Below are 12,412 nucleotides of genomic sequence, written 5' to 3' on the forward strand. Positions count from 1 at the left end.
CGCCCGTCCAAAAAGGACGGGCGGGACGCCCATCCCACAAACTTGTGGAAGTTATTTAATTCTCATTCCTAAGCTTGAATCCTTTAGCGGCTAATTGCTGGCGGAGACTCTGAATCATTACGCGATCGAGAGTATTTTCACCACTATTGGTACTAGATTTGCGCTGTTGTTCAATATATGATGTACGCTTTTGAGATAAGTCGCGGATCGTCTTTTTAATCGCTTCTCTTTCGGTTTTCTTTCCAGCTACATATGCTCTTTTTTCTGTTAGCGTCATCCCTCGCATGATTTCTGGTAAACTATCATCTGATATTGCTTCTAGTTTAACTGTTCCGTTTTCGAGGGCATCCAGCAAGTCCCAAGAAGCATTATCATAGTATTCAGAAGCTTTGGACGCACTACGCGAAGCAAAACTTGTGCCAGAATTACTATCTTCAACAGCCTGACGTTGTTGTCCGATTCTTCCTTCTCTACCGTAGGGAATGTAGGTTTGATTAAGTTTAGTATTCCAAGTAGAAATTTCGTCGTCGTAAGGAGACTTAATTACCACAATTTGTTGGTTTTGATTAATGTTGAAGCTACTGCCTTTTGCTAACTCTGCTCCTGATGCCCAAAGTCTTCGCTCCTGACTTTCGGCTGAACCACAGTAGATTGTATTAACGAGGGTATCTCCTTTGACAGCGAGATTGACCGACTGATTCCAAACTATTGGGCCTTGATCGAATGGTTCATTACCCGCAATAAAAATCACGCGAAAATCTTCCTGATTTTTACTCCAGTTTAATTCTTGCATTGCCGAACGAATTACCCAGCCAGCATATTCTTGACCGCCGTTGGTTTTGATACTAAATAGTTTTTCGGAAACTAAATCTAATTCGGGAGTAAATCCAGTTAATAATCTGACAAAACCTTCCTCAGAAGGTAAGCTGTCATTACCATAATGGTACAGAGCAACTTCTAACTCTGGCACTTCGCCATCTTTGGTTACTTTAGTTAAAAAATTAACAATTTGCCAAAGTTGAGTACGAGTCTGGTCAATCAGTCCATCCATGCTATTACTAGAATCTAAAAGGATGGCTATCTGAATTTTTGCTTTGGCGAAAGCTGCTGTGGGAGAACACAAAATACTTAGGGTTAAAGCTGTAGTGAATAAAATTCGAGTTAGTTTCTGCATGGAATTTCCCCTAAGAAATGATTTTTTTCCAATTATAGTCAGTGGGAAATGGATCTAGTCACTGGTGTCAAGTTACTTGTAACAACATTTTACATTTTTCAGAGACGGGCAAGATGTCCGTTCCACAAAAGTTATTAGTAGGGTGTGTCAGCTATGATTATTTTCGGTTTAAACTAAAAATCTAATAGCTGACGCACCACACAAAACTCAAGGTGCGTCAGAATTATATTTTTGGTGATGATTCATAATTTCGCAACTGACGCACCCTACCACTATTCGCAAAAAACTCGGTTTCTGGGCACTCATGAGAAAATATTGGTAAGATGGTAATCATCGATATTGAGACTGGTGATTACGAAATTGACAAAAATGGCTTGCACGCATCAAATAGTGTCAATGAAAGACATCCAAATGCTCGGTTATTTGGAATTCGCATTGGTTACAACGTAGCAGCTTCTCTTGGTGGCGTGATGGATTGGTTTGACATACTCCCCGGCGTAAACGCGCGGGGATTCTTTACGCTTCATTGAGATGTGCCACAAGTGGTCTTACCTTCTCTCTGCGTACATTTAGAGTCGTGGCAATGCCCTATCCCGACTTTTTGTATATTTCTCGCAGCGTTCAAATCTCTATCTTGCTGAGTGCCACAATTAAGGCACACTAGCGAGCGCATAGAGAGGTCTATTTTGCCCCATTTAAACCCGCATTCCGAACACACTTGACTGGTTGGCGAAGAGCGACTAATTACCATGAATTCCCTAGCTAGCTTTTCAGATTTAGCCTCACACAACACCCTAAACTCATACCATCCTTGCTGGCTAATCACTCTTGAGAGCTTGCGGTTTTTGACCATGCCAGACACGTTCAAATCTTCCAAAACAATTACTTGGTTTTCGTTAACTATTTTGGTTGACAGTTTGTGCAAGAAGTCTTTACGGGTATCTGCAATTTGGTTGTGCAATTTGGCTATCTGAATCCGAGTCTTATTTCGGCGTTTAGAGTCTTTGGGTTGCCGTGACAGCTTGCGCTGTAGTTTGCGAATCTTTCGGTCTAACTGTTTGTAGTTTGGACTTTCGGCTGTTTCACCGTTGCTCATTACTGCAAAGGTTTTAATGCCCAGATCGATGCCGATGCTGTGGTTTTTGGCTTCGACAATCTTGGAATTAACCTCTACAACAAAGCTGAGGAAATAGCGGTTAGCGCAATCTTTGATTACGGTTACAGAACTGGGTTCTGACGGCAATTGCCTCGACCAAATCGGCTCGACAATGCCAATTTTAGCCAAATAAACCCCATTTCCTTTGATTGAAAAACCATTGCGCGTCAATCTTGCTGATTGACTATTTGTGCGTTTCTTGAACTTTGGATAGCCAGCCCTACGACCCTTTCTGTTTCCTTTACAGGACTCAAAAAAGTGCTTAAATGCTGTTTCCAAGTCCGAGATCGACTGTTGTAGAGGAATTGCCGAGACTTCCCCCAACCATGCCCTTTCTTCAGTCTTTTTTGCCTGAGTGATTACTGTTTTTTGAAGTTCTGCTGATTTTGGCTTTTTTTCAGATTGCTTGCAGAGGGCAAGAGCGTCGTTCCAGACTACGCGAACGCAGCCAAACAACCGAGCTAGACTCTGCTGTTGTTGGTCGGTCGGGTAAAATCTGTAGCGAAATCTTGCTTTCATGACTTGTGCTAGAATTGGTCTGTTACTCGATTATATATTGGTTTACAGGCTATGACAACTATTTACCGCAAGGAACGCCATTCTGTTACAGAACTTAAAATACACTTGGTCTGCGTGACAAAGTACCGTCGGTCTGTATTTACGGGAGAAAGTCTTGATTTGATTGAAAAAACATTTCGAGAGGTTGCCGAAAAAATGAATTTTCAAGTGCTTGAGTTTAATGGTGAAGACAATCACATTCACGCGCTGATTGAATATCCACCTAAACTTTCAATTTCTCAAATCGTGAACGCATTAAAGGGTGTTTCTAGTCGCAGGTACGGACAAGCTGGACACAAAAAACCTCATAAAGAGGCATTGTGGAGTCCTAGCTATTTTGCTGTTTCTGTAGGGGGTGCGCCTTTAGAAGTCTTAAAGGAGTATATTAGAAATCAAGAAAAGCCGGCCACTGAAGAAGGGGCTTTAGACCCAGTTTTTCGGTAAAATAAAAGTCCGTTTGTTCTAAAACACGTCGGTGATGGATGGTGCTTTCTGTCTCACGCTAATCTAGACGATTTAGAATTCAGATCGTTTCCTCGGAGCAAAATCATCCAATGCTAACCCTAGACCAGCTTATTTCCGAAGCAACTGCCCTACCCGATACCGCCAAGGCTATCCTCCTCGACAAGATCCTAGAAAGCATGACAGAACAGATCGAGATGTTTTGAACTAGGGCGTACAGAAAGCTCAAGACCGCATTGCCGAGATTGATAGTGGCACAGTCCAATCCATTCCAGGCGATGTTGGCTTGGCACAAGTTCGACAATTGCTAGGAAAATGAAAGAGGAGCGTAAATCTCACATCTCCAAGCTCAAATCGATCGAGGTAACTTACGTAAGTTTACCAGATAGTGTCACTTTTTATCGAGTTGTGAGTTGGTATTATTAACTTTTGATTAATGGAGTATTGTGATGATAGCAGCACGAGATAACGATCGGCACTTTACACCAGAAGAGTATTTTAGTTGGGAAGAAAAGCAGCTAGAAAAACACGAACTGATCGATGGTCGGGTTTATGCAATGAGTGGTGGCACCCAAAATCATAGTGCGATTGCTATAAATTTCTTGTTATCGATTAGATCTCATCTGCGGGGAAGTAATTGTAATGTTTTTAACTCAGACTTAAAGGTTAACATTCTTAATACTCCTAACTATACGTATCCAGATGTGAGTGTTACTTGCGATAATCGAGATCGAGAAAATGCTATCTATATTACTTATCCCTGCTTAATTGTGGAGGTTTTATCGGATAGCACCGAAGCTTACGATCGAGGCAAGAAGTTTGAAAAGTATCGCCGCAACCCCAATCTTATCGATTATGTATTAGCAAGTTCTGATGAGGTGGCGATCGATATTTATCATAAAAATGATGCTGGTGAGTGGGTGATTTTGAGCTATCGTGAGGGCGAACGGGTTGAGTTTCAAAGTATAAATCTAAGTTTGCCGATCGAGCAATTATATGAGGAAATTATTTTCGATCGACAGCCCTAAATATACGATCCTTACACGTTATATTTTAGAGGCAATTCTGGTAGAGCCATTCGAGCAATAAGATTTTTCAGAGGAGGTAATTTTTGATGAAATTATGTGAGGATTTGGCGATCGGTGAGGTTAATTCCAAAATCTCAAATCTCAAAGCTTAAATCGATAGAGGTAATTTACGTAAGTTTACAAAATCGTGTCACTTTTTCTCATCGGCAGGGCGATCGGGGTGGTTTACTCTTTGAGTTAAGGTTGAGCAGAAGGTGTTCAGATTGTTCAAAGTTAAACCGCAGAGGTTCCGGATAGGTAGATCGGGAAGAGTATTGTACTGCAACTGCGGGACAATTATAAGTTATGCGGATGCCTCAATGACAAATGCCGTACCGGATAATACCCCATGTCAACGATGCTAATCGCAAGTAGACAGTCGATGTGTGACAACTATGTTTGTGAGTCTCTTTAGATAATATGGAAACGGAACCTTCTCCAAGAACTCTTGTTACTGAGTGGGCAAAAAACCATTGGCAGTTACTTGCAGCCTTCGCTGCTGGTGCTTTGCTCGGTGCTGTTGCTGTGCAGCAAGGATATGAAGGTTTTTCGGTTGGGGGAACACAATATGTTCTCATCAAGAAAGCCTCCATCCCAAAGTCTCTGTCCATCCAGGGCCAGTGGTTTTACGAAACAAAAACCAGCGGTGTACCACTGCAGTACGATAATTTGAACTGTATATCGATTCTGGGTACAGCAGATATTTCTCAGGCAGCAGCCTCGAATGAGTTTAGTATAAACAACGCCACGCGGCGAGGATGCATCGATTCTCAGTCCCAAGTAATAAAAACAAATGTTGGCTGGCGTAGCATTAATGCCGCAGTTCTTCCAGATAGCAGAAAGATTATGGTCTCCTTGAACACTGCTGATCCCAACCCTCGCATTGCATATATTGAAGGTGCAATTCCAGCGACCATCAGCGGAGATTCTCCCACTCAGTTCGATGGGACTATGTATTATCTCAATACTCAGAATCAAAGGTACGGTAGTACAACAATTACATTCTGTAAAGAGGGAAGTAAATGTGCTGAAGAGATCGCCCGCAAACTCCAGTAAAAATGAATGGAGCGTCGCTACTATAGCAATCCTAAATCATTTGCATAATTATTGTAGGGGCAATCCCCCCGTGGTTGCCCGATAGATAGGGGGTAGGCACGGGGGCACTACCCCTACAAATGTATCTGAATCATTTAGGATTGCTATAGGAGTTCGAGTCGGTCTTGTACCTGGCAGAAGAGTTACCTGCTCAGTATCTGGGGTTGATTCAAGCGGTCGCCCAGAAGTGGTAACAGCCAACAACAGGTTTTCGCGTTCCTTTCCTTAATTAATACCCTTTCTAAAAACCCCGGTTTCTTCAAGAAACCGGGGTTTTATCTATTCGATCGCCCTCAACCAAACCTACAATTACTACAAGGTCGAAATGCCAGTCAAATCGCTATTTGCTAGTGGATTGCTGGGACTTGCAGCCGGAGTAATTAAGAGGCTTTTGTCATTGGCAGAATTATTAGCAATTGGGGAAATCGCACTACTAGCGATCGTGCCGTTCAAAGGAATAATTGGCTGAGTTTGAGCGCTGGTTAGAGAACCCAACAAGCTGTTAGTGTCGTAGATGAGTATGTCATCATCAGTTTCACTAAAGGTCATCATGGTGGGAATTGCACCGCCATTCAACAAGATATCGTCGGGGATAGTATTGGCCGAAGTTACTGTCAAATTATCTGGATTAGTCGCTGTTGGTAATGGTTGCAAGGTGATATTTGCTGGTGCAGTAGTCGTGGTATTTTGCTGACTAATTGATGCAGTGGTCGTGCTGTTTGGCTGACTCATTACTGTTGCAGTTGTGTTTGATAAGCCAGCGGTAGAACTGTTATCAATCAACTCATCATCCTCACTATCAACAGGTTCGCCAGTTAAAGAATCGACAGGCGAAGGAGTATTGAAAACTCCAGGCAGCGGGGCTCCGGGGGTGATGGAAATAAACCGAGAACTGTCGATCGCACTAAATTGAGTATCTTTCACCCAAGCTAAATGTTCGCCGGTGCCTGCGATGCTAATCAAGGCATCGTTAGTATAATTTTCACCGCCTTGAACGATTTGCAATTGGTCAAAAGTGAGGTCTTGTGTTAGTCCAAAATAATCGCGATCGCCCTGGAAGTAGAATACATGATCGAGTCCCGAACTTGGTGCTAGCACAAATATGTCGGAACTGCTGCCTCCAATCAGCGAATCTTGACCATTTCCGCCCTTGAGCACGTTGTTACCTTCGCCGCCGTAGAGACTGTCATCGCCATCGTTACCGTTAAGGCTGTCGTTGCCGCTGTCACCATTTAAGAAGTCGTTGCCATTACCGCCATCGAGGGTGTCATTACTGCTGCCGCCATCGAGACTGTCATCGCCTTCGTTACCCAAGAGGTTGTCGCTGCCGGCTTCCCCGGTTAGCAAGTCGTTGCCACAACCGCCGTCAAGGGTGTCCTTACCGGCACCTCCCAGCATGGTGTCGTCTTCGCATTCACCGAACATCAAGTCATCGCCGTTGCCTCCTCCCATCAAGTCGTTGCCGCTGCCGCCGGCGAGGGTGTCGTCGCCGGAATCGCCAGTCAGAGTGTCGTCGCCGGAGTCGCCTACAACCAAGTCGTTACTCGCGCCGCCGTCCATCATGTCGGTTTCGTCGCCGCCGTAGAGGGTGTCTTCCCCAACTTCGCCTAACATCGTGTCTTGCCCTTGACTGCCAAACATCAAGTCGTTGCCGGCACCTCCGAAGAGTTTGTCGTCGTCGATACTGCCGTCAATTTTGTCGTTGCCGGCACCTCCTAATAATTGGTCGTTGCCCGTACCGCCGAACAGTTGGTCGTTGCCCGCGCCGCCGTCTATGCTGTCGTAGCCGGAACCGCCGTCGATTTTGTCTTCACCTGCTTCTCCAAAAATCAGGTCGTCGTCTTCGTCGCCCCAAATATTGTCGTTGCCAGCGTTGGCGTTGATGAAGTCGTTGCCGGCCCCGGCCCAAATGTTGTCGTTGCCGTCGTTGCCGAGAATCGAGTCGGCGCCGGAACCACCGTCGATGTTATCCTCTCCGGTTTGTCCGAGGAGGGTGTCGGCTGCATCTCCGCCGTAGATTTGGTCGCTGCCGCGGCCGCCATCAATGAAATCTTGGTCTTCTCGGCCGTAGAGTTCGTCGTCGCCGTCGTTGCCCCACAGGGTGTCATTTCCGGTTCCGGCATCGAGGAAGTCGTTCTCGTCGTTGCCTTCGAGGCTGTCGTTGCCGGCTTGACCTAAAATGCGATCGCGCCCTTCTCCCCCTGCTAAAGTATCGTTGTTAGCGCCGCCGTCGATGTAGTCGTCGCCGCTGTTGCCGTCGGCGATGTCGTTGCCGTCATTTCCGTAAATGCGATCGACTCCTTCGCCTCCAGTTAAGCTATCATCGTCTGCGCCACCTTCTAAGTAGTCGTCGCCAATGTTACCGGAGAGGGTATCTTTGCCGATTTGACCGAAAAGTCGATCGGCCCCTTCGCCACCATCAAGGCTGTCATTGCCCGATTCACCTCGGAGAATGTCGTCTCCGGTTTGTCCTAACAGCGTATCCTCGTTATCGCCACCCCACAGTTGGTCGTTATCGGCATTGCCTTCTAACAAGTCGTTGCCTTGGCGGCCGTATAATTTGTCACTGCCGTCATTGCCGGAGAGAGTATCGTTTTCGGTGCCGCCATCTACGAAATCGTCCTCTGTTCCGCCAGCTAAGGTATCATCGCCACCTTCCCCGTAGAGGCTGTCATTATTTTCGCCACCGTCGAGTTGGTCGTTGCCGAAACCGCCGAACAGGGTATCGCTGCCGGATTCTCCCAGCAAGTTGTCGCTGTCATCGCCTCCCCAAAGAGTGTCGCTATCGTCGCCACCGAGGAGGGTGTCGAGGCCGGATTGACCGTAAATTCGATCGCGCCCTTGATTACCCTGAAGCAAATCATTGCCCAAACCGCCGTCAACAATGTCATCGCCACGGTTGCCGATAACAGTATCATCACCGACTTGTCCGAACAGACTGTCGTTATTATCACCACCGTCGAGAATGTCGTTACCGTCGCCGCCTTCGAGGGTATCGTTTTCAGTACCGCCATTGAGAGTATCGTTGCCGAGTTCCCCAAAAAGTCGGTCTTTTCCTGAGTTGCCTTCCAGGATGTCATCGCCACTGAAGCCGTACAGAGTGTCGTTGTCAGCTTGACCGAGAAGGGTATCGTTACCGTCGCCTGCTAAAAGTGAGTCGTCGCCGAAACCACCTTCTAATAAATCGTTGCCAGCTTCGCCGAACAGGGTATCTTTGCCGTCGCCGCCGTAGAGGGAATCGTTGCCTTCTGCTGCATCGAGGATGTCATTGCCAGATTCCCCAAACAAGTTGTCATCGCCGGCTTTGGCTAATAAAGTGTCATCGCCTTGACCTCCCCAAAGTTGGTCATTGCCACTTCCGGCATCTAAAATGTCTTTCCCGTTTTCGCCGTAGAGGGAATCGTTACCTTCTGCTGCATCGAGGATGTCATCGCCGTTTTCCCCAAACAGGTAGTCATCGCCAGCTTGGGCTGATAAAGTATCGTCGTCTTGACCACCCCAGAGGTAATCGTTGTCTGCGCCAGCATTGAGAAAGTCTTTGCCACTATCGCCGTAAAGGGAATCGTTGCCTTCGGCTGCATCGAGGCTGTCGTTGCCGCCTTCGCCAAACAAGTAGTCATCGCCAGCTTGGGCTGATAAAGTGTCATCGTCTTGACCACCCCAGAGATAGTCGTTGCCAATTCCGGCATCAAGAATGTCTTTGCCGTCTCCACCGTAGAGACTGTCGTTGCCTTCTGCTGCGTTGAGGCTGTCGTTGCCCGCTTCGCCAAACAGTTTGTCGTCGCCGGCTTTGGCGTATAAAGTGTCATCGTCTTGACCACCCCAAAGTTTGTCGTTGCCGATTCCAGCATCGAGAATGTCTTTGCCGTCGCCGCCGTAGAGGTTGTCGTTGCCTTCTGCTGCATCGAGGGTGTCGTCGCCCGCTTCGCCGTAGAGGTTGTCGTCGCCTTCTTTGCCTAGGAGGATGTCGGCATCGTCGCCACCGTAAAGTTGGTCGTTGCCGAGGCCGGCATTTAGGGTGTCTTTGCCGGTGCCGCCGTAGAGATAGTCGTTGCCTGTTCCGGCGTCTAGGGTGTCGTCGCCTGCATCGCCTGCGAGAGTGTCGTTGCCGGCTTCGCCGATAAGAGTGTCTTGGTCGTCGCCGCCGGAGAGTTCGTCGTCGCCGGTGCCACCGTAGATTAGGTCGGTGTCTCCTTCTCCGTAGAGTTTGTCGTTTTCGCCTTCGCCGTAGATGGTGTCTTTGTCTGCGCCGCCGTACACAAAGTCGTCGCCAGCGCCGCCGTAGAGTAAGTCTTTGCCTGTTTCGCCAAAAATGGTGTCGTTGCCGTAGCCGGCGTCTCCGGCAACGGTGTCGTCATCGCTACCGGCGTAGATTAAGTCGTCGGCATCACCACCTCGGATGTAGTCTTGACCCGCTTCACCGTATAGGGTGTCTCGGTCTTGATTGCCGTAGATGCTGTCGCCGCCTTCGCCACCGTAGATTAGGTCGTTGCCGAATTCGCCGTAGAGTTGGTCGTTGCCGCCGAGTCCGTAAATGCGATCGTCCCCAGCATCGCCAGTGATAACGTTAACGGTATCGTCGCCGGTAATATTATCGTCATGCCGAGAACCGGCGACGTTTTCAATGCCAGTAATTTTGTCTTGGCCTTTCCAACCGTCGGTAGCATTGCCTGTTTGTAAATTCACAGTAACGCCGTTCGGGTCGCGGCGGTAGCTGAGAATGTCGATGCCTTCTCCGCCGTAAAATGAGTCATTGCCGGCATTGCCAATTAATAAATCGTTGCCTTCTAATGCCCAAATTCGGTTATCTTTTTCGTTGCCAATTAAGATATCTTCAAAGCGAGTACCGATGATGTCTTCTAAGTTTCTCAAAGCATCGGTAGTGCCAAAACCGTCTTTACCGGTACCAGCGGCAATTTCAAAATCCCGTTCGAGTTCCGTGTAGTATTCGCTGGGATTGACATCAGTAACGAATTCTTTGAAACGTTGGTTGGTGTTGTTGTCGTAGTCGCTATTTTCGTCAATATTAACGATAACGCCACTGGGAGAATTGATGTAATTAACGAGATCGACTCCTTCTCCTCCATCAATTAAGTCATCGCCGATTTCTCCGATTAACGAGTCATTGCCAGTACCGCCAAATAATTCGTCATTGCCTGCGTTGCCGTTGAGAGTGTCATCGCCTGCTTGGCCTAGAAGTACGTCGTCATCGAAGCCGCCAAACAGGGTATCTTTGCCGTCGCCACCATCGATGTAGTCTTGGCCTTGACTGCCGAAAAGGTTGTCTTCCCCTGCTTGTCCGTAAATATCATCGTCGTCGGCCCCGCCATCAATGATGTCTTGGCCGTCGCCACCTTCTAGCCAGTCATTATTTTCGTTCCCTTGGATGATGTCGTTGCCGGCTTGTCCGTAAATTCTGTCATCTCCGGTATTGCCGAAAAGCAAGTCTTGGCCGCTGCCACCATCGATGAAATCGTCGTCGGCGTTGCCTTCTACGGTGTCGCTGCCATCTTGTCCGTAGAGGATGTCGTTGCCTTCGTTGCCTTGGATGAAGTCGCGGCCGCTGCCACCTTCGGCGTAGTCTTCGCCTTCGTTGCCTTGGATGATGTCGTTGCCAGTTTGGCCGTAGAGTTTGTCATCGCCAGTACCTCCAATGAGGATATCGTTGTCGCTACCGCCGTCTAGGATGTCATCGCCGTCTTCACCGAAAAGTTGATCGTTGCCAGTTTGGCCGTAGAGTAAGTCGGCATTTAATCCACCATAAAGTTGGTCTTGGTCTTCGCCACCATATAAAGTGTCGTTTCCGGCTTCTCCTTGTAATAAGTCATCGCCTTGTTCGCCTCGCAAGTCGTCATTTCCAGTGCCGCCATTGAGGGTATCTTTGCCAGTTCCGCCGTAAAGAGAATCGTTGTTTTCTTCTCCTTTTAAGTCATCGTCTCCTTCTTCGCCATAGAGTTTGTCTTCACCTTGGCCGCCGTACAAGGAATCATTTTCGGTTCCGCCGTAGAGAGAGTCGTTGCCATTTTCTCCTCGGAGGTCATCGGCACCTTGTTCGCCGCGAAGTTCGTCTTCACCATCGCCGCCGTAGAGGAAATCGTTATCTCGACCGCCGTAGAGAGAGTCGTTGCCGTTTTCTCCTCGAAGGTTGTCAGAACCTTCTTCGCCACGCAGTTCATCTTCACCATCACCACCGTAAAGGGAATCATTTTCGGTGCCGCCGTAGAGAGGGTCGTTACCATTTTCTCCTCTGAGTTCATCGGCACCTTGTTCCCCACGAAGTTCATCTTCACCATCCCCGCCGTAGAGGAAGTCGTTATCTACACCACCGTAGAGAGAGTCGTTGCCGTTTTCTCCTCTTAAATCGTCGCTGCCTTCATCACCTCGAAGGTCGTCATTGTCATCGCCGCCGTAAGCTGTGTCATTACCAGTACCACCGTAGAATTTATCATTGTTAGAACCACCCTCACCGTAGTCATTGCCATCGCCACCGTAAAGAAGGTCTTCACCATTCTCGCCATAGAGACTGTCATTGTCAGCCTCACCATAGGCAATATCATTTCCACTGGCACCATAGAATTTGTCGTCCCCTGATGCACCTTCAAAGTAGTCATTTCCTGAATCGGTTAAGGCACCAATTAATCCATCATCATCATAGGTGTCATTACCCGTGCCACCGTAGAATTTGTCATCGTTAGAACCGCCCTCACCATAGTCATTGCCATCACCACCGTAAAGAAGGTCTTCACCATTCTCACCATAGAGACTATCATTGTCAGCCTCACCATAGGCAGTATCATTTCCACTGGCACCATAGAATTTGTCATCCCCTGATGCACCTTCAAAGTAGTCATTTCCTGAATCGGTTAAGGCACCAATTAATCCATCATCATCATAGGTGTC

Annotated in this window: 7 protein-coding genes; 4 read left to right on the plus strand and 3 right to left on the minus strand. The window is 47.6% G+C overall.

Annotated elements, in window-relative coordinates:
- Positions 1-55 precede the first annotated feature (55 nt).
- Positions 56-1,174: a hypothetical protein gene (locus tag QUB35_RS34710; protein WP_333146920.1), complete on the minus strand. Its 1,119-nt coding sequence runs from the start codon at positions 1,172-1,174 to the stop codon at positions 56-58.
- 323 nt (positions 1,175-1,497) lie between these two features.
- Between QUB35_RS34710 and QUB35_RS34715 the strand changes: the two genes are divergently transcribed.
- Complete coding sequence (locus tag QUB35_RS34715; protein WP_333146922.1) at positions 1,498-1,704, plus strand: hypothetical protein; 207 nt, start codon at positions 1,498-1,500, stop codon at positions 1,702-1,704.
- On the opposite strand, the gene QUB35_RS34720 is transcribed toward QUB35_RS34715, so the two are convergent.
- On the minus strand, positions 1,698-2,849 hold the full coding sequence (locus QUB35_RS34720) for a transposase (protein WP_333146924.1): 1,152 nt from the start codon (positions 2,847-2,849) through the stop codon (positions 1,698-1,700). The two genes, QUB35_RS34715 and QUB35_RS34720, sit on opposite strands and share 7 nt — an antisense overlap.
- 51 nt (positions 2,850-2,900) lie before the next feature.
- Here QUB35_RS34720 and tnpA point away from each other — a divergent pair, with 51 nt between their 5' ends.
- From tnpA to QUB35_RS34735, 3 genes are all read left to right on the plus strand, one after another.
- Positions 2,901-3,332: an IS200/IS605 family transposase gene (gene tnpA / locus QUB35_RS34725; protein ID WP_333146925.1), complete on the plus strand. Its 432-nt coding sequence runs from the start codon at positions 2,901-2,903 to the stop codon at positions 3,330-3,332.
- A 467-nt stretch (positions 3,333-3,799) separates the two neighbouring features.
- Positions 3,800-4,378 (plus strand): Uma2 family endonuclease, encoded by a 579-nt coding sequence (locus tag QUB35_RS34730; RefSeq protein ID WP_333146927.1) that lies wholly within the window; start codon positions 3,800-3,802, stop codon positions 4,376-4,378.
- 459 nt (positions 4,379-4,837) lie between these two features.
- On the plus strand, positions 4,838-5,473 hold the full coding sequence (locus QUB35_RS34735) for a hypothetical protein (protein WP_333146930.1): 636 nt from the start codon (positions 4,838-4,840) through the stop codon (positions 5,471-5,473).
- A gap of 351 nt (positions 5,474-5,824) precedes the next feature.
- Here QUB35_RS34735 and QUB35_RS34740 read toward each other — a convergent pair.
- A partial coding sequence (locus tag QUB35_RS34740) for a hypothetical protein (RefSeq protein ID WP_333146932.1) occupies positions 5,825-12,412 on the minus strand: 6,588 nt, incomplete at its 5' end.

It is taken from the genome of Microcoleus sp. B13-B6 (assembly GCF_036705405.1).
Classification (GTDB): Bacteria; Cyanobacteriota; Cyanobacteriia; order Cyanobacteriales; family Microcoleaceae; genus Microcoleus.

Coding starts and splice junctions, on each gene's coding strand:
- QUB35_RS34710 (WP_333146920.1), bottom strand. CDS start 1,174: ATGCAGAAACTAACTCGAATTTTATTCACTACAGCTTTAACCCTAAGT.
- QUB35_RS34730 (WP_333146927.1), top strand. CDS start 3,800: ATGATAGCAGCACGAGATAACGATCGGCACTTTACACCAGAAGAGTAT.
- tnpA (WP_333146925.1), top strand. CDS start 2,901: ATGACAACTATTTACCGCAAGGAACGCCATTCTGTTACAGAACTTAAA.
- QUB35_RS34720 (WP_333146924.1), bottom strand. CDS start 2,849: ATGAAAGCAAGATTTCGCTACAGATTTTACCCGACCGACCAACAACAG.
- QUB35_RS34735 (WP_333146930.1), top strand. CDS start 4,838: ATGGAAACGGAACCTTCTCCAAGAACTCTTGTTACTGAGTGGGCAAAA.
- QUB35_RS34715 (WP_333146922.1), top strand. CDS start 1,498: ATGGTAATCATCGATATTGAGACTGGTGATTACGAAATTGACAAAAAT.